The organism is Planobispora longispora (assembly GCF_016863135.1).
GTDB lineage: Bacteria > Actinomycetota > Actinomycetes > Streptosporangiales > Streptosporangiaceae > Planobispora > Planobispora longispora.
This window is the reverse complement of record NZ_BOOH01000070.1, coordinates 18,608-35,461: the sequence shown is the minus strand read 5'-3', so window position 1 is coordinate 35,461 and position 16,854 is coordinate 18,608. Positions and strand designations below refer to the sequence as shown.

Here is a 16,854-nt window from a genome sequence, read left to right as displayed (position 1 = left end):
GGAGCCCGTGAGCGATCTGGGGATCCCGAGCTCCCGGGCGAACGGCCTCACCCGGCGTCAGCGGGCGAGGCCGTTCTCTCACCGGTGGGGTGACGTCATCGCCTCAGTAGGGCGAGGCCGTCTTCACCTCGTCCGGCCAGCCGGTGCCGCTCTCGTCGTGCTGCGACCCGTGGGAGCCGGGCAGGTGGCTGGCCACCTGCTCCTTGGCCATCGTGGTCACCCGGGAGACCTGCGCGCCGACCAGACCGGCGGCCTCCTGCACGGACGGGTTGTCGGTGACCCGCTGGGCCATCCGCTTGATCTGCTCGTAGCGCTCCCGGCCGGCTCGGCTTCCCAGGACGTAGCCCACCGCCAGGCCCGCACAGAACATTACTCGGTACATCTCTACCTCCCACAGGCGTGCTCAGGCCGGACCCTACCCACGGATCGCGATTCCTCTCCGCTCTCTCCCGGGTCTTCGGTTCGGACCTACCCCGGAGTCTCCGATGCGACACGGACTCTCAGAGTGCGCTAATCTATTCATGCGCCGCAGGGAGCGGGGAGAAATCCCCGGTCAGGCGGGGCAAGCACGATCCCGTGTAGCTCAATCGGCAGAGCAGCCGGCTGTTAACCGGCAGGTTATAGGTTCGAGTCCTATCGCGGGAGCTTGGTAAAACTTAGGAACGCATAGCTCAGGCCCTCTACCTCGATCGAAGGTAGGGGGCCTGAGTCGTTCCGAGGAGCCACGGGCCCCTCCCCGGTTCGGGTCACCGTCGCCGAAGACGGCGTCCACGGTCTCGGCTCCACGGACGACGGCCGGCCGGATCCGGCGCCGGCGCCGGTAGACGGTTCGCGCGGTGGCGGGAGCCGAGTGCCCGCCTCCTTCGTGATGATCTGTGGATACGACGACGCGTGATGCGACCCGCGCCGTCACTCGTTATCTGTTGTTCGGATTGACGTTCTGAGCGCTGACCACGATTGTCTCCGCCGTGTCCGCCGAAGCCGAAGTCGGGATGCGTCTTTAGCGAGAAGGCATGGAATGGGGATTTCCCCGGCGAGACGACTGGTGCCGCGACCGGAAGCGATCACGGGGCGACGCCGGCATGACGGGTGACAGAATCCGCCGTATGAGTGAAGGCGGTTACTCGTTGCGGATCGCAACGGCCGACGATGCGGACTTCCTCACGGACATGCTCGTGGCTGCTGTGAACTGGGATCCTGCCCGGGAAGCGGTCAGCCGCGACCGCGTCCTCTGCCTGAGCGTCGAGCGGGCCAACCGCGCACGCCGCCTCTACGCCGCCGAAGGATTCACAACCGTCGGATCGGGGCCGGACTCCGACACCATGATCATGGTTCTTTCCGGAAGGTGACACCGGTCATGCGGCATCCGCCCCGGGATCCCGGTCGGCGGTCGTCGCAGTGAAGTCGGCCGGTCCCCGTTGGCGAGTGATGCGGAGGGCGGCCCGGCCCTGTGCCAACGCCGTGATCGGCTGAGTGGCCGAAGGGGGGCGTACCGGGTGAACGGGGCTGAACGGCTCTGGGGTCGATCGGCCGGTGGGCCGTATACCTGAAACCGTACGGACTCATCGCAACGGGGAGATTCTGGCTCGAATCCTGTCGTGGGAACCGCGAGGTCGAGGCTCTGGAGGTGAGCTTCCAGAGCCTCGACCGTTTCCTGTCCTCTTTTGGGGGACAAATTATGGGGAATCACGGAAGATGATGACCACTGCACTCCGCGTTGTCGCGACCGTGTCTGAGGATGCGGGCGGGACGGCTCGGGTGTGCGGTCGCCGCGGACTGTGACGATCGCAGTGGGGAAGGGCCACTGCGGATAGGGCACCGCGCCGCCCCGGAACGGCCGCTGTGTCCGTGAGCCACGCATGGGTGGTTGTTCAGTTGCTGACCTGGCGGAGGTCCCGGCGGAGAGCGCCGGAGCCGGTCCATGGTGTCAATGCTGTCCACGGTCTCCCCGGAGGAGTCCCAGAACGTCCGGCAGCGTACGCCGACCCGGCGGCTGCCGAGGAATTCCTGACGATGTTCCACGCCGAGAACCCCGCGGCGGGACCGGTGAAGCCGCGTCTTCGGGAGGTGCGGGCCGAGATCACGAGAACGGGGACCTACACGCACACGCCCGGCGAGCTGGCCTTCGGCGCCCGGGTCGCCTGGCGTAACAGCAGCAAGTGCATCGGGCGGCTCTACTGGCGCTCGCTGCGCGTACGCGACCGCAGGCACGTGGACACCCCCGAGGGGGTCGCGGTGGAGTGTGTGAACCACCTGCGGGACGCGGCGCCCGGCCGGCGCATCCGCCCGACGATCACCGTGTTCGCCCCCGACCGGCCGGGGATCCCCGGCCCGAGGATCTGGAACGAGCAGCTCATCAGGTACGCCGGGTACGAGATGGACGACGGCTCGATCGTCGGCGATCCCCGTTACGCCCGCTTCACCACCATGCTGCGCAAACTCGGCTGGCCGGGAGGCGGCGGCACCCCGTTCGACGTGCTGCCGCTGGCCGTCTCGATCGGGGACGGGCCGCCGCTGCTGTCGACGATCCCCGGGGACGCGGTGCTGGAGGTGCCTCTGGTCCACCCGGTCTATCCGTGGTTCGAACGGCTCGGGCTCCGCTGGCACGCCGTACCGGCCATCTCGAACATGTGCCTGGAGATCGGCGGGATCTGCTACCGCGCGGCGCCGTTCAACGGCTGGTACATGGGAACGGAGATCGGCGCGCGCAATCTGGCCGACGCCGACCGCTACGACCTCCTGCCGACCGTGGCCCGATCCATGGGCCTGGACACCGGCACCGACCGCTCGCTCTGGCGGGACTACGCCCTGGTGGAGCTGAACATCGCCGTGCTGCACTCCTTCGAGCGGGCGGGGGTGACCATGACCGACCACCACACCGAGTCCCGGCGCTTCCTGACCCACCTGGACCGGGAGGAGCGGGCGGGCCGCTCCTGCCCGGCCGACTGGAGCTGGATCGTCCCGCCCATCTCGGCCTCGGCGACTCCCGTCTTCCACCGTTACTACGAGGACGAGCAGCTGTCGCCGAACTTCGTCCACCACCGCGACTCGGCGGACCGCGGCCTGGGTCGCTGCATCGCGCTGTCGTAGGCATCCGCGCTGTCGTGGGCATCCGCGCTGTCGTGGGCATCCGCGCTGTCGCATGGAGGAGAAAAGGTGTAGAACGTTATTCTGTAGCTGAGAGGTGAAGGGGCGCTGAGATGCTGGACCTGGTACTGCCGTCGCTCGACCAGGGCGTACTGACACTGACCTTCAACCGGCCGGACCGGCTCAACGCCTGGACCGACGCGATGGGACGGCGCTACTTCGACCAGCTGGAGGAGGCGGAGAAGAACCCCGACGTCCGGGTGATCGTGGTCACCGGGGCGGGACGGGGTTTCTGCGCCGGGGCCGACTTCCAGACGCTCAACGCCATCCAGGACGGCTCCTACGAAAGTGAGCCCGACAAGCGCCCCAACTCCTTCCCGGTCACCGTCAACAAGCCGATCATCGCCGCCGTCAACGGCGCCTGCGCCGGGCTCGGCATGGTCCACGCCCTCTACTGCGACATGGTCTTCACCGCGGCCGAGGCCAAGTGGACCACCGCCTTCGCCCGCCGCGGCCTGATCGCCGAGTACGGCCTGTCCTGGGTCCTGCCGCGGCTGATCGGCCAGGCCAAGGCCATGGACCTGCTGCTGTCGGGCCGGACCTTCACCGGGGCCGAGGCGTACGAGCTGGGCCTGGTCGCCCGATCGGTCCCCGGCGAGAACCTCATGGCGGAGACCCTCGCCTACGCCCGGGAGCTGGCCACGCACAGCTCCCCGGCGTCGATGTCGGTGATGAAGCGCCAGATCTGGAACGACTGGAACAGCACCCTCGACGCGGCGGAGTCGGCGGCCGTCCGCATGATGGTCGAGTCCTTCGGCCGCCCCGACTTCGCCGAGGGCGTCGCCAGCTTCCTGGAGCGCCGCGCCCCCGAGTTCCCCCCGCTGTAGCGGCGCGGCGTCCTCGGCGCGCGGCGGCTCCGCTTCCCGCCGTCTCCGTTGGTCTTTCTGCCGGTGTCGGTGTCGGTGCTGTAGCGGCGCGGTGCCCTTGATGCATGGCGGCTCCGCTTCCCGCCGTCTCCGGTGCGGTCTTCCCGCCGTCTCCGGTACGGCGGGGCGTCGCGCGGTGCTTCCCGGCGCCGCCGTGTACGGCGAGCGGCCCGGTCAGGCGGCGGTCTCCAGCTCCGACGGCTGGTCGAACTGGGTCCGGTACAGCTCCTCGTAACGGCCCCCGGCGGCGAGCAGTTCGACATGCGTGCCGCGCTCGACGATCCGCCCGTCCTCGATCACCAGGATGAGGTCCGCGGCGATGACGGTGGAGAGCCGGTGCGCGATCACCACCGCCGTCCGCCCGTCCAGCGCCTCGCCCAGCGCCGCCTGCACCGCGGCCTCCGAGGTGGAGTCCAGGTGCGCAGTGGCCTCGTCGAGGATCACCACCCGGGGCCGGGCCAGCAGCAGCCGCGCGATCGTCAGCCGCTGGCGTTCCCCGCCGGAGAGCCGGTAGCCGCGCTCACCCACGACGGTGTCCAGGCCGTCGGGCAGCGCGGCGACGAGATCGTCGAGCCGGGCGCGGCGCAGCGCCTCCCACAGCTCGTCCTCCTCCGCCTCGGGCCGCGCCAGCAGCAGGTTCTCGCGGATCGACTCGTGGAACAGGTGCCCGTCCTGCGTCACCATCCCGACCGTCTCGCGGATCGACTCGGCCGACAGGTCCCGAACGTCCACCCCCGCCAGCCGTACGGCGCCGTCCTCGACGTCGTACAGGCGCGGCAGCAGCTGCGCGATCGTCGACTTCCCGGCACCCGACGACCCCACCAGGGCCACCATCTGCCCCGGCTCGGCGCGGAACGACACCCCGTGCAGCACTTCGGCGCCGCCCCGGGTGTCGAGGTTCGCCACCTCCTCCAGCGACGCGAGCGAGACCTTGTCCGCCGACGGGTATCCGAAGCGCACGTCCTCGAACTCGACCGACACCGGCCCGTCGGGCGTCCGCCGGGCGTCCGGCCTGTCGGCGATCATGGGCTTGAGGTCGAGCACCTCGAAGACCCGGTCGAAGCTCACCAGTGCGCTCATCACGTCCACCCGGGCCCCGGCCAGCGCGGTCAGCGGCGCGTACAGGCGGGTGAGCAGCAGCGCGAGCGCGACGACGGACCCCGGGTCCAGTCGTCCCCGCAGCGCGTAGAAGCCGCCCAGGCCGTAGACCAGCGCCAGCGCCAGCGCCGAGACCAGGGTCAGCGCGGTGACGAACGCCGACTGCACGATCGCCGTGCGCACCCCGATGTCCCGCACCCGCCTGGCCCGCGCGGCGAACTCGGCCGACTCCCGGGCCGGCCGGCCGAAGAGCTTCACGAGCATCGCGCCGGGCGCGGAGAAGCGCTCCGTCATCTGCGTGCCCATCGCGGCGTTGTGGTCGGCGGCCTCGTGCCGCAGGCGTGCCAGCCGTGCGCCCATCCGCCTCGCGGGGAGCACGAACACCGGGAGCAGCAGCAGCGCGAGCAAGGTGATCTGCCAGGAGAGGCGGATCATCACGGCCAGGGTGAGGACGAGCGTCACCAGATTGCCCGCCACGGTGGACAGGGTGTCGGTGAACGCCCGCTGCGCGCCGATGACGTCGTTGTTCAACCGGCTGACCAGCGCGCCGGTCCGGGTCCGGGTGAAGAAGGCGACCGGCATGCGCTGCACGTGGTCGAAGACGGCGGTGCGCAGGTCGAGGATCAGCCCCTCGCCGATGCCCGCCGACAACCATCGCGTCAGCAGCCCGAGACCGGCCTCCGCCACCGCGATGACGGCGATGAGCGCCGCGAGCCCGGTGACGACGCCCGTCTCCGCGCCCCCGACGATCGCGCCGACGGCCTCACCCGCGAGCACCGGCGTGGCCACCGTCAGGACCGCCGTCACAACGCTGAGCAGCAGGAAAAACGTCAGACGCCGCCGGTGCGGCCGGGCGAAGGCGATGACCCGCCGCAGCGTGGCCGCCGACACGGGACGCCGGTCGTCCTGGGCGTTCATGGTCCGGTACAGGGTGTTCCAGGCCGTCATCTCCATGCTCATCGCGCACCGCCTTGCATCGGGAGACGGGTGTCAGGCCGGGGACGGGCGGCGCCGGGCCGGGGAGTCGCGTCGGTCCCTGCCATGGAAGGTTCCCTCAGTTCCAACTCTGGAGTCATGAGGGGACTCTAAAACCTCAACTATTATTGAGGTCAACCTCCGTGAGACCGCGCCCGCCGATCCGTCCATCCGCTGATTCACCGGTCCGTGGGGCTATGGGGCTATGGATCTATGGGGCTATGGATCTATGGGTCTGGCGGTCCGGCGGGCCGGCGGGCCGTTGGTTCGTCGGTCTGCCGGGCGGCGTTACGGCGGCTGCCCCGGCGCCCGAGGAGCGTGGGGAGACAGGTGGAGGCGCGGTCGGCGGGAGGCGGCGGGGGGCGGAGCCGTACCGTATCCTCTTCGCCTCTGAGAGCGCTCTCTGAAATTCGACGCCAAGTGTTGACTTAAGTCAACCTTGCCGTAACAGTAAGTGCGAAGAGCCGTGAAGCCGTGTTAGCCGCATGACTGTGCGTTTGCTCGGCCGTCTCCTTCGTACGTTCAGAGAGAGGCCTCGGATGAGTCACCCCCCTGTAAGAAATCGCTCTCTCAAATGGTCGGCGATCCTCCTCGCCGCGCTGATGCTCCCGCTGACCGCGATCGCCGCCAACGCCGCCGTCCCGCCGACCCCCTCCGGATGGTCCCTGGTATGGAGCGACGACTTCACCGGGAGCGCCGGATCGCTCCCCTCCTCGACCAACTGGATCGTCGACACCGGCCACTCCTACCCCGGTGGCCCCGCCAACTGGGGCACCGGTGAGATCCAGCGCTACACCGACAACCCCGCCAACCTGAGCCTCGACGGAGGCGGAAACCTGCGCATCACCCCGATCAAGAACGGGACCGAGTGGACCTCGGCGCGCATCGAGACCCGTCGCGCGGACTTCAAGCCCGCCGCCGGCCGCATCCTGCGCATCGAGTCCCGGCTCCAGATGCCCAACGTCACCGGCGACGCCGCGCTCGGCTACTGGCCCGCCTTCTGGGCGCTCGGCGCGCCGTACCGCGGCAACTACTGGAACTGGCCCGCCATCGGCGAGTTCGACATCATGGAGAACGTCAACGGGATCAACTCCGTCTGGGGCGTTCTCCACTGCGGCGTGAACCCCGGCGGGCCCTGCAACGAGACCACCGGCCTCGGCGCCAGCCGGACCTGCCCCGGCGCGTCCTGCCAGTCGGCGTTCCACACCTACCGCTTCGAATGGGACCGCAGCGTCACCCCGAACCAGCTGCGCTGGTACGTCGACGGGCAGCAGTTCCACAGTGTGAGCCAGGCCCAGTTCGACGCCACGACCTGGAACGACATGACCGGCCACCAGGGCTACTTCCTGCTGCTCAACGTGGCCATGGGCGGGGCGTTCCCCAACGCGCTGGGCGGCCAGACCCCGACCGCCGCCACCGTCTCCGGTCGGCCGATGATCGTCGACTACGTGGCCGTGTGGCAGAGCGGCTCCGGCCCCAGCCCCACCCCCACGGTCACTCCCACCGGTGATCCCGGCGGAGTGGACGCCCGCTCGACCATCCAGGCCGAGCGGTACCAGGCCCAGTCGGGCACCTCGGTGGAGACCACCACGGACACCGGCGGCGGTCAGAACGTCGGCCACATCGCCAACGGCGACTGGCTGCGCTTCGACGACGTGCGCTTCGGCGGCACGGCGGCCACCCAGTTCAAGGCGCGCGTCGCCTCCGGAGCGCCGGCGGGGGTCAGCGGGCTGATCCAGGTGCGCCTCGGCAGCCCGACGGCCGCCCCGATCGGTGACTTCGCCGTCGGCAACACCGGTGGATGGCAGAGCTGGCGTACGGTGCCCGCCAACATCACGGGGGTGACCGGGACCCACACGGTCTACATCACCTTCAGCAGCGGGCAATCCGCCGACTTCGTCAACCTCAACTGGTTCACCTTCGGCAACTGAGCCTTTGAACCGGCTGAGCCTTTGAACCGGCTGAGCCTTTGAACCGGCTGAGGCGCTCAGGCGCCTGGGCCGGCGCGGCTCCCGCACCCCGGGGTGCGGGAGCCGCACCCGTGTCCGGGAGCCGGACGGCGGGGATCAGGTGACGTGGGCCAGCCAGCGCGGGCGGGCTGTGAAGGGCGCGGCACGGGTGACGACGGCTTCGAGGAGGTGCTCGGCCGCGGCCCGCGCGGAGGCGATGACGTCCGCGGGATAGGCGTAGCGGACCTGGTGTTCCTCGAACTCGTCCTCGTCGTCGAGGAAGACCCGGCCGTCGCGCATGCGGATCACGTCGAGGTCCAGGTCGACCATGGTGACCTCTCCGTCACGCCACTCCGGAACGGTGGTGATGTCACAGTAGATCTCGGTCTTGTCCGGCTGGGCGTTGAAGACGGCCGTCCACCACTGGTCGCGGGGGAAGAGCATCACGAACGCGTGCGGCCACACGACCGGGGGCTCATGGCCCCGGCTGCCGCTGGAACCGGCCGCGCAGCCGGTCCAGACGCCGTGCTCGTCCTCGCCGAGGAGCAGGCCGCGGTGGTGCCAGTGCAGGGAGCCGTCGAATTTGCGGTACACGACGTTGACGTTTTCGAAGGGCATGGATCCGACCCTAGGAGTTCGGGCGCCCCGGCGCCGAAGGCTTTCCCCGGCTCGCGCCCGCTGCGCTCCGACGCCGAAGGCTTTTCTCCAGCCCGCGCCCGCTGCGCTCCGCCCCCGGCCCCGGAGCCGTCCGGGCACCGGCGGCGGCGCTCCCCGGCCCGGTGGGCGTTCGCTCCGGCGCGGGCCGCCGGAACCGCCGTGCGGCGGCTCAGATCAGGCGGCGGGCTCCGGGGGCCGGGGTCGCGGGGTAGATCTCCGGGGCCGCCCAGCCGCGCTCGGCGTAGGCCGCGGTCACCGCCTGCCGTACGGCCTCCACCCGATCGTCGGCGACCAGCGCGATGGCCGACCCGCCGAACCCGCCGCCGGTCATCCGCGCCCCCCGTGCCCCGCCCCGCACCGCCGCCTCCACGGCCACGTCCAGTTCCGGGCACGACACCTCGTACTGGTCCCGCAGCGACAGGTGGGAGGCGTTCAGCAACGCTCCGATCTCCCGGACCGCCCCGGCCCGCAGCAGCCCGATGAGCGCCTCGACCCGGTGGTTCTCCGTCACCACGTGCTGCACGCGCTTGCGTTCGTCCCCGCTCAGCTTCGCCAGCGCGCCCGCCAGGTCGGTGACGTCGCGCAGGGCGTCCACGCCCAGCCGCTCGGCGGCGCTCTCGCAGTCCCGGCGCCGGCGGGCGTACTGCCCGTCGGCGAGCTCGTGGTGGACCCCGGTGTTGACGATCAGCAGCTGGAGCCCCTGCGCGGCCAGGTCGAAGGGGATGTTCCTGGTGCCGAGCGTCCGGCAGTCCAGGAAGAGCGCCTTGCCCTCCTCGCAGAGCGCCGACGCCGCCTGGTCCATGATCCCGCACGGCATGCCGACGAAGTCGTTCTCGGCCTTCTGCGCGAGCAGCGCGATCTCCATCCGGGTGAGGCCCAGGCCGTACAGCTCGTCGAGCGCGAGGCCGATCACCACCTCCAGCGCGGCGCTCGACGACAGCCCCGCCCCCCGCGGAACGTCCCCGTCGACGACGATGTCCGCGCCCCGCACCGGGCGCCCGGCCTCGCGCAGCGCCCAGACGACCCCGACGGCGTATCGCATCCAGCCCTCGGCGCCGTCGAGATCCTCGACGGTCACCGCCGGTCCGTCCACCTGGAGCGAGCGGAGCCGGACGACCCCGTCCCCCCGGGGGGAGACCGCCGCGGTGACCCCCCACGGCACGGCGAACGGCAGCACGAACCCATCGTTGTAGTCGGTGTGCTCCCCGATCAGGTTCACCCGTCCCGGAGCGTGCCACACCCCGTGCGGCTCGGCGCCGTACGACTCCCGAAAAGCTTCAATAACGCGCATGACCGAACACTCCTCAACAGGCTCCCACGGTACTCTAGTGCTGTATCCGCCCGGACGGCAGACGAGCCGGCGGTGTGCCCGCCTGTGGCAGATTGATCTCCATGGACGATCTCTCCCTCGCGCTCCACCTCGCGGACGTCGCCGACGAACTCTCCCTGGCCGCGTTCCGGACGGCGGCGACCGTACGGCACAAGCCCGACGGCAGCCTGGTGTCCGCGACCGACGTCGCGGTGGAACGCGCGCTCCGTGCCGAACTCGCACGATCGCGCCCGGCGGACGCCGTCCACGGTGAGGAGTTCGGGGGCGGGGCGGCCCGCGGCGGGGCACTCGACGGCGGCCGGATCTGGATCATCGACCCGATCGACCACACGAACAACTACATCCGCGGCATCCCCGTATACGCGACACTGATCGCGCTGGCCGTCGACGGCGTCGTCGAAGTGGGCGTGGTCTCCGCCCCGGCGATGCCGCGCCGCTGGTGGGCCTGGCGCGGAGCCGGCGCCCACGCCGAAGGCGCGCATATCGGCGGCGCCCACGCCGACGGTGTGCATGCCGACAGCGCGCATATCGGCGGCGTGTTCACCGGCGGCCCGGAGCCGCTGCGGGTCTCGGCGGTCGCCGCGCTGGACGACGCCCACATCTCCTTCGCCGCCCTGTCCCGCTGGGAGGACAGGGGAAGCCTGCCGGGGCTCGTGGAACTCTCCCGCCGGACCCGCTTCACCTTCGGCTCCGGCGGATTCTGGGCGCAGATGCTCGTCGCGGAAGGACGCCTGGACGCTTGCCTGGACCCCTGGGGCGAGGTGTGGGACCTGGCCGCCGTCCAGCTGATCGTCGAGGAGGCGGGAGGACGGCTGACCGACCTGTCAGGGCGCGCCCACGCCGCCGGCGGCTGCGCCGTGGTCACGAACGGCCTGCTGCACGACACCCTTCTCGCCATGCTCGCCCCCTCGGAAACCGGCCGATGCTGAGGGGGAGACGGATTCCCCCTCCGCCTCTGCGTCGTCCGTACCACCAGCTCACTCGCACACTTGAGAACGCGGTGCCGGTGACCGCGCGCCGGCCCGGCCGGGTGCGCAAAGGTCACATCTTGGATCAAGCGGCCCGCCGGATGTGCGAACGGGGCTCTCCTTTGGTTGAATGCGTTGGTACGGCTTGCGCGAGGGGCGGTAGCTCAGCCGGTTAGAGCAGGGGACTCATAATCCCTTGGTCGCGGGTTCGAGTCCCGCCCGCCCTACCCTCCACAGCCTCGACAAGAGTGTCTCCGACCTGCGCTTCTGCCCTGTAAGGGGATCTTCTGTCGTCCGGTTGTCAACGGTCATCGTCGGCCTCTGCCGGTTGATCGTGCCGAATACGTGCCGAAGTTTTGAGGACCACAGATGGCCAGGACGGCTAGTGTCCTGCATCATGGCGACTGTGGACTGGCCGAAGATTTGTCTAGAGGCATTCGCTAGGAAGTAGGCCGATCGGTACCTTTGGCCTGCACTGGAGCGCATTAGAGGATTGCTTTATTTATGAATAGTATGCGTACTCAATTTTCTGCTTACTACCCCCCAGGAGAGGAGTTGTATAGGAAAACTCTAAATGAGGGTCTGATTGTACTAGATACAAATGTTCTTCTTAGTCTGTATAGGTACCTCCCTGAGGCGAGAGATGAGCTATTTGCAGTGCTGGGGAGTCTAGGGAAAGGTCTATGGATTCCATATCAGGTTGCTCATGAATTCTACAGGAATCGGTTTTCGGTCATAAAAGAGCAAGGTTCTTTGTTTAAGCAGTACCAGGATAGCCTGGAGACTTTGTTGAACGATTATATCTCACATGTAAATGCGTTCGCAAACAGAGTTGCACTGGGGGAAGAGGCAAAAAAAGAGATTGTAGATAGAGTGAGGAAGGCTCACGAGTTCGTTGAAGGCAAGATGTCGAAAATGAGTGGAGGGTCACAACTTCAGCATTTCGAAAATGCGGACAAGGATCATATTCTTGAGAGAATTGAAGCCCTGTTTGACGGTAAGCTGGGACCCGCTTTTGAAGAGGTGGAACATCGGGAAGCAGTAAAAGAAGCTGAGCGCCGCATTAAGGATAAAATCCCTCCGGGGTATAAAGATAGGGGCAAGGATGATCCTAGCGGCGACTATCTCGTGTGGGCCCAGATTAAGGTCGAGGCGAGCAGCCGCAAGGTTCCCACTCTTTTCGTCACTGACGATGTCAAAGAAGATTGGTGGCGTAGGGAGCATGGTTTAACGCTAGGGCCCAGGCCGGAACTCTATCGCGAGATGGAGAAAGCTTCCGGCGCTCCGTTCCTCCTGATGACGACAAAGACCTTCCTGCTGAATGCTCAAAAATTCTTGAGCTCTTCTATTAGCCCGGCAACTGTTGAGGCGGCAGGGGAAATAGCATCATCCGATCTGCGGGAGAAGCTGGAGGGGGAAGATTTGGAGGCTGAACTTCTATCGAAATTCTCTTTGCAGATTTATCGACATTATGAGAGTCTCGTGGCCAAGACTCTTGTTGGCATGGGTTTGTCGGTCCACCGTAGACCTCATGACGGGCCGGTCGATTTCACGGTAGTCCTAGAGGATGGTCGGAGTGTTGACATAGTAGTTAAATATGTCTCTCCTAAAGTGAGCGCTTCATTTCCTGTGCAGCTAATGAGGGCAACTGTTAAATCTCTTGGGAATCCTCCGGTCGGGGCAGTGGTTATCACTAATGCCAGCTTGTCTGAAAGAATTTCCGGTAGGGGTTTCGGGATTAATACGGTGGATGCAGTTGTCCGAGTTGTATCCTGGAACTCTCCGGCGGATGACTCGGCGCTTCTTGGGGCCATATTAATGGTTGCTGAATTGATGGCTGGTGAATAGATTTTTTATGGCGGACCCATAGCAGGCTGGCCCGACCTCAACTTATGGACATGTTGGGTCGGGCCGTTGTATTGAGAAGTTAACGAAGGTCTATGTGCTGATTATCTATGTGCCTAGCGCCCTAGTAATCCGCTGCTTAGATGATTCATCCTGGCCGGAGACGCACTTGGCGTAGACCTTCAGTAATACGTCCACGCTGTGTCCCGCCCAATAGGCGACCTGAGTTGCTGGTACTCCGGCGTTGAGCCAGGAGCGTTTTTCATCCTGAGTAGCGGTCCTCCTCGATGAGCTGCAGGACGAGGATGGCCTGGACGATCGCTGTGGCGCGGCGCGGGCAGCAGCGCAGCCGGACCAGCACCTTCCAGGCCTTCAGGGTCGCGGCGGCGCGTTCCCCGATCGCCCGGATACGGGCATGGGCGCGGTTGACGGACCTTTGGTTGCGCGACAGACGCGGCCGATGCCGGTGGCGCTTGAACGGGGTCCGGATCGTACCGCCCGCGCCCTGATATCCCTGGTCGGCGAAGACCTGGACACCGGCACCGGTGAGGGCATCGATCAAGCCGGTTCGCCGGGCGGCGGTCAGATCGTGCACCGCGCCGGGCAGCGCGGGTGAAGCCCACACCAGGCGGCCGGCCGGATCGGCGAGGAACTGCACGTTCACCCCGTGCCGGTGGTGTTTTCCGGAGTAGTACGGCCTGTCGTCGGCCAGCCGGTCGATGCCGATGAGCGTGCCGTCCAGGACGGCATAGGCTAGGCGGGAGGCCTTGCGTGCGGCGGTGTGCACATCGTCGGCCAGGGCGGTGACCAGGTCGACCGCCTCACGCACATAACGCCAGGCAGTGGTGGTGCCGATGGCGAACCCGCCCGCCAGACGGGCATAGGTGTCGCCGTTGCGCAGATGGGCCAGGACCAGCAGGGCTTGTTGCCCGGGGCCGAGACGGCGCCATCGGGACCGGCGTTGTGCCCGGTGGGTGCGGATCAGTTCGGCCAGGCGGACGAGGGTGCGGTTGGACAGCGCAATCGCGGCAGGGTAAGACAGCAACGAGGCTCCCGGTTGGGGCATCGGATCTTGGTCGACTGCTGTCTTACCGGGGGCCTCATCTCACCTCAACCCCGGCCTTCCGTACCTACGTTGACCAGCGCCGCCAGGTTGAAAAGGGCTCCAGGTAGATAGGCAAGCATGCCGGAGGTCGTAGATGCGCTTGCCGAGCGGGGAGGAGTACTCCGTCTTGGTTAACACTGCGGCGCGCGCCCTGTCCCACGCTCGCCGGTAGGTGATGGTCGGCAGGTCTCCTCCGTTCACGCCGGCGAACAGTAGGCCATCTTTGGTAGGCGGGAAGGCGTCCATGTGGGCGCGGAGAATTTTGACCAGCTCAGGGGGGCAGGGAACCGTACGGCTGTCGCCCTCGGCGCGGTGCTTGAGCTGTCGCTCTTCCCGCTGGGTGCCTTCGTCGGTCCACTCCTTTCCGACGTCCGGTGATGCCTTACGGAACCGCAGCTCTCCCCATGCGTCTGACGGCTCCTCCCACTCGTCCGTTTCCTTGTTCCACTCCAGGGCAGGCAGGATCACGTTGGCCTTCCGAAGCCCCATGGCCTCCTCCGGACGAAGACCGGCGAAGTAGAGGATGGCGAAGAAAGCGACCAGCCTCGGACCGCTTCGCTTCTGCGCTTTCACTGCGGCGAGAAGCTTTCTGGCCTGGTCGGGGTTGACGGCGCAGTCACGGTTGACCTCGTGCGAGTTCTTCGGTGCCTGCCACTTCAGGCCCCGGATCGGATTGGCGTTGAGTAACTTCAGCTCAACCGCGTATTCTAGGGCGTTGAATAGAATCGCCCGGTTCCGGCGGGCAGTGCTCGCGGCGGCCGGTTTGCCGGTGAGCTTGGATGTGGCGGTGTCCAGCACACTTCGCACGATCGCAGCCTCTCCGAGCGTGGACACCGGAAGAGCGTTCCGCTTCAGCCACTCGATGACGGGTCCATACTCGCTCGGGTGACTGCCCCGATCTTTCGTATTGAAGACCCACCGTGTGAGAGCCTTCCGAATCTCCCGATCGGATGGCTTGCCGCGGTTGCTTTCCAGCATGGCCGGCGTCGCTGCTGTGAGGGCTCGCGCGATATCGCGCCGGTATCCGGCTGAAGCGCGTTTCCACTTCATGTCCACGTAGGCGACGGTGAAGTCATACCAGCTCGTTTCCGTCTTCTCCGCGCGGTTCCATGAGACGGGCTCGCCGGTGATGAGACTGAACGCCTCTCCCTTACGTGCGGCGGCCTGGAGTTCGCCGCGGAAGGTGTCGGCCTGAGCAGCGTTCCGGAACGGCCTTTTCCAGGACTTCCCCGCGGTCTTCCACCTCACGGTGTGGGTGGTGACCCGCGCACCCTTGTAGACCTCCGTCTTGTAGATGCGCACGTCGTAGGTGATGTCCTTCATCAGGCGGCGTCCTCTCGGGAGGAAAGCCACCGCTCGAACTCGGTGCGGCGGATGCGCAGACTGCCATTAGGCAGGGTGATGCACTTCGGGGCGCGGCGCTTGGCACGCCAGTCATAGAAGGTGGATCGGGAGATGCCGAGCTCGGTGCAGAACTCGGAGACGGTGAGCGGCTTGCTCGCAGCGGCGGTGGTCATGGCTCGCATGTCCTTTCAGGTTCCATGATCGGTGCAGAATGGCGCGTCCTCGGCGTCGTGTTGGCGGCTGTCGCCGAGGCCGTTTCAGGGAGTGAACGGGCGGATTTGGAGGGGGTAGCCGTCCCAGCCGTCCCAGCCTCGTTTGTGCTGGTCAAGGCTGGGACGGCTTGTTTGGGTGGTACGGCTCAAGCCGTCCCGGGAATCGGAGCCGTCCCGTTCTGATCTGCGATGACGAGGCTGGGACGGCTGGGACGGCCACCCCTCCCGAACGGGAGGACTTCACCCTGGGGAAGGGGCTCGGAGGTGGGGCAGTAGCGTGCCCAGGCGTCGAGGAAATCGGCGCGCTGATAGCCCTTGGCCTGTGTGCCGTTGGGGAAGCGGATGTTGGCCGACTTGATGTCGTATTCACGCAGCATCGTTCCGAGCTTCATCGCGGTCAGGCCGGCCGGTCCGTGGTCGGCCCATTCACCCTCGGAATCGGCCTTGAGCCGCTCCAACAGGGTTGCGGTGGGCAACGCGGTGTCGGTGCCGAAGGCGGTACGGCAGTCGGCCAGCAGGCGGATGCGGGTGGAGGTTTGGCCGTTGTCGTCGGCCTCGGCGGTGAGCACCAGGGCGGCGACGCGGGCGCGTTCGGGCCAGGTGCCGCCCGCGTGATCGGCCACGATGACCAGGGGTTCCCAGGTATCGGCGGCGCGGTCTTCCACGGGCATGGTGGGTTCGGCGCGCTCCAACTTCTCCAGGTCGGCGCGCAGCCAGGCCGCGAGATCCTCGGCGAGCTGACGAAGCGGCGGGCGGTCGCGGCGGTGCCGGTACGGCGAGACGCTCTCACCGGGGCCGCGCCGGCGCATGCGCACCACCACGGCGCGGTCTTCGATGGTGTCGGGCATTGCACCGATCCCGGCGAGTGCGGCCATGGCGAAGGTGGGGATGGACTCCACCCGGTTGAGGGCGGCGTCGTAGCGCTTGGCCGGGCGGTTGCGCTGATGGCCAGCATTGAGCAGGCCGCGTAGATCCTCGTTGCCGTCGGCCTTGGGGCCGAAGATGGTATCCGCTTCGTCCACGAGCATGGTCGGCGGATCATCAGTGATGGAGCGGTAGACCGCCGCTGAGGAGGAGTTGACGGTGATGAACGGCTCGTGACAGGTGGCCTCCACGATGTCGAGCAGGCGGGATTTGCCGCACCGCTTCTCGGGACCGCGGATGACCAGCCGGGGCGCATGCGCCCAGGCCGGTTGGGCGTGGGTGGCGGCGATCCACAACGTGACGGCGTCGGCGGCTTCGGCACTCGGCAGGATCACGTACCGGGCCAGCGCGGCGCGCAGCGCGTCGAGCAGGATCACGCTCGTGGGCGGGTGACGGTGGGTCATGGGTGGTACTCCTTGCAGAGGTGCGGTGGC

General features: G+C 67.4%; 14 protein-coding genes and 2 tRNA genes. 8 read left to right on the top strand and 8 right to left on the bottom strand.

What is annotated here, in order from left to right; translation table 11 throughout:
- Positions 1–103: 103 nt before the first annotated feature.
- A complete protein-coding gene (locus Plo01_RS37830) occupies positions 104–382 on the bottom strand; it encodes a YtxH domain-containing protein (RefSeq protein WP_203895612.1) in 279 nt (92 codons plus the stop codon).
- 190 nt (positions 383–572) lie between these two features.
- Between Plo01_RS37830 and Plo01_RS37825 the strand changes: the two genes are divergently transcribed.
- The 4 genes from Plo01_RS37825 (at position 573) to Plo01_RS37810 (ending at position 3,974) form a co-directional block, all read left to right on the top strand.
- A tRNA-Asn gene (locus tag Plo01_RS37825) sits at positions 573–645 on the top strand.
- Positions 646–1,106: 461 nt separating this feature from the next.
- Positions 1,107–1,349: a hypothetical protein gene (locus Plo01_RS37820; protein WP_203895611.1), complete on the top strand. Its 243-nt coding sequence runs from the start codon at positions 1,107–1,109 to the stop codon at positions 1,347–1,349.
- A 493-nt stretch (positions 1,350–1,842) separates the two neighbouring features.
- Positions 1,843–3,090, top strand: a complete 1,248-nt coding sequence (locus Plo01_RS37815) for a nitric oxide synthase oxygenase (RefSeq protein ID WP_307837427.1) — start codon at positions 1,843–1,845, stop codon at positions 3,088–3,090.
- A 110-nt stretch (positions 3,091–3,200) separates the two neighbouring features.
- Complete coding sequence (locus tag Plo01_RS37810; RefSeq protein WP_203895609.1) at positions 3,201–3,974, top strand: enoyl-CoA hydratase; 774 nt, start codon at positions 3,201–3,203, stop codon at positions 3,972–3,974.
- 213 nt (positions 3,975–4,187) lie between these two features.
- Here the strand turns inward: Plo01_RS37810 and Plo01_RS37805 are convergent, their stop codons facing one another.
- Positions 4,188–6,071, bottom strand: a complete 1,884-nt coding sequence (locus Plo01_RS37805; protein ID WP_203895608.1) for an ABC transporter ATP-binding protein — start codon at positions 6,069–6,071, stop codon at positions 4,188–4,190.
- Positions 6,072–6,688: 617 nt separating this feature from the next.
- Here Plo01_RS37805 and Plo01_RS37800 point away from each other — a divergent pair.
- Positions 6,689–8,017, top strand: a complete 1,329-nt coding sequence (locus Plo01_RS37800) for a glycoside hydrolase family 16 protein (RefSeq protein ID WP_203895607.1) — start codon at positions 6,689–6,691, stop codon at positions 8,015–8,017.
- 135 nt (positions 8,018–8,152) lie between these two features.
- On the opposite strand, the gene Plo01_RS37795 is transcribed toward Plo01_RS37800, so the two are convergent.
- A complete protein-coding gene (locus tag Plo01_RS37795) occupies positions 8,153–8,653 on the bottom strand; it encodes a DUF402 domain-containing protein (RefSeq protein ID WP_203895606.1) in 501 nt (166 codons plus the stop codon).
- Between the two features lie 208 nt (positions 8,654–8,861).
- Positions 8,862–9,983 (bottom strand): galactokinase, encoded by a 1,122-nt coding sequence (gene galK, locus Plo01_RS37790; RefSeq protein WP_203895605.1) that lies wholly within the window; start codon positions 9,981–9,983, stop codon positions 8,862–8,864.
- A 101-nt stretch (positions 9,984–10,084) separates the two neighbouring features.
- Here galK and Plo01_RS37785 point away from each other — a divergent pair, with 101 nt between their 5' ends.
- The 3 genes from Plo01_RS37785 to Plo01_RS37775 all read left to right on the top strand — a co-directional run bounded on the left by Plo01_RS37785 (position 10,085) and on the right by Plo01_RS37775 (position 12,838).
- Positions 10,085–10,951 (top strand): inositol monophosphatase family protein, encoded by an 867-nt coding sequence (locus tag Plo01_RS37785; protein WP_203895604.1) that lies wholly within the window; start codon positions 10,085–10,087, stop codon positions 10,949–10,951.
- A gap of 192 nt (positions 10,952–11,143) precedes the next feature.
- A tRNA-Ile gene (locus Plo01_RS37780) sits at positions 11,144–11,217 on the top strand.
- A 286-nt stretch (positions 11,218–11,503) separates the two neighbouring features.
- Positions 11,504–12,838 carry a PIN-like domain-containing protein gene (locus Plo01_RS37775; RefSeq protein ID WP_203895603.1) on the top strand — a complete coding sequence of 445 codons (1,335 nt, stop codon included), beginning with the start codon at positions 11,504–11,506 and terminating at the stop codon, positions 12,836–12,838.
- A 259-nt stretch (positions 12,839–13,097) separates the two neighbouring features.
- Here Plo01_RS37775 and Plo01_RS37770 read toward each other — a convergent pair whose 3' ends face one another.
- From Plo01_RS37770 to Plo01_RS37755, 4 genes are all read right to left on the bottom strand, one after another.
- Complete coding sequence (locus Plo01_RS37770) at positions 13,098–13,880, bottom strand: transposase family protein (protein WP_203895602.1); 783 nt, start codon at positions 13,878–13,880, stop codon at positions 13,098–13,100.
- A gap of 60 nt (positions 13,881–13,940) precedes the next feature.
- Positions 13,941–15,263, bottom strand: a complete 1,323-nt coding sequence (locus Plo01_RS37765) for a tyrosine-type recombinase/integrase (RefSeq protein WP_203895601.1) — start codon at positions 15,261–15,263, stop codon at positions 13,941–13,943.
- Entirely contained in the window at positions 15,263–15,457 is a 195-nt protein-coding gene (locus Plo01_RS37760) for a helix-turn-helix transcriptional regulator (protein ID WP_239317853.1), read from the bottom strand. Before Plo01_RS37760 ends, Plo01_RS37765 begins: the two co-directional genes overlap by 1 nt.
- Before the next feature lie 185 nt (positions 15,458–15,642).
- Positions 15,643–16,824, bottom strand: a complete 1,182-nt coding sequence (locus tag Plo01_RS37755) for a DUF3631 domain-containing protein (protein ID WP_203895599.1) — start codon at positions 16,822–16,824, stop codon at positions 15,643–15,645.
- Positions 16,825–16,854 lie beyond the last annotated feature (30 nt).

Excerpts from the sequence above, each read along its gene's own strand:
- Plo01_RS37830 (WP_203895612.1), bottom strand. The coding sequence starts at position 382 with ATGTACCGAGTAATGTTCTGTGCGGGCCTGGCGGTGGGCTACGTCCTG.
- Plo01_RS37820 (WP_203895611.1), top strand. The coding sequence starts at position 1,107 with ATGAGTGAAGGCGGTTACTCGTTGCGGATCGCAACGGCCGACGATGCG.
- Plo01_RS37810 (WP_203895609.1), top strand. The coding sequence starts at position 3,201 with ATGCTGGACCTGGTACTGCCGTCGCTCGACCAGGGCGTACTGACACTG.
- Plo01_RS37805 (WP_203895608.1), bottom strand. The coding sequence starts at position 6,071 with ATGAGCATGGAGATGACGGCCTGGAACACCCTGTACCGGACCATGAAC.
- Plo01_RS37800 (WP_203895607.1), top strand. The coding sequence starts at position 6,689 with ATGCTCCCGCTGACCGCGATCGCCGCCAACGCCGCCGTCCCGCCGACC.
- Plo01_RS37795 (WP_203895606.1), bottom strand. The coding sequence starts at position 8,653 with ATGCCCTTCGAAAACGTCAACGTCGTGTACCGCAAATTCGACGGCTCC.
- galK (WP_203895605.1), bottom strand. The coding sequence starts at position 9,983 with ATGCGCGTTATTGAAGCTTTTCGGGAGTCGTACGGCGCCGAGCCGCAC.
- Plo01_RS37785 (WP_203895604.1), top strand. The coding sequence starts at position 10,085 with ATGGACGATCTCTCCCTCGCGCTCCACCTCGCGGACGTCGCCGACGAA.
- Plo01_RS37775 (WP_203895603.1), top strand. The coding sequence starts at position 11,504 with ATGCGTACTCAATTTTCTGCTTACTACCCCCCAGGAGAGGAGTTGTAT.
- Plo01_RS37765 (WP_203895601.1), bottom strand. The coding sequence starts at position 15,263 with ATGAAGGACATCACCTACGACGTGCGCATCTACAAGACGGAGGTCTAC.
- Plo01_RS37760 (WP_239317853.1), bottom strand. The coding sequence starts at position 15,457 with ATGACCACCGCCGCTGCGAGCAAGCCGCTCACCGTCTCCGAGTTCTGC.
- Plo01_RS37755 (WP_203895599.1), bottom strand. The coding sequence starts at position 16,824 with ATGACCCACCGTCACCCGCCCACGAGCGTGATCCTGCTCGACGCGCTG.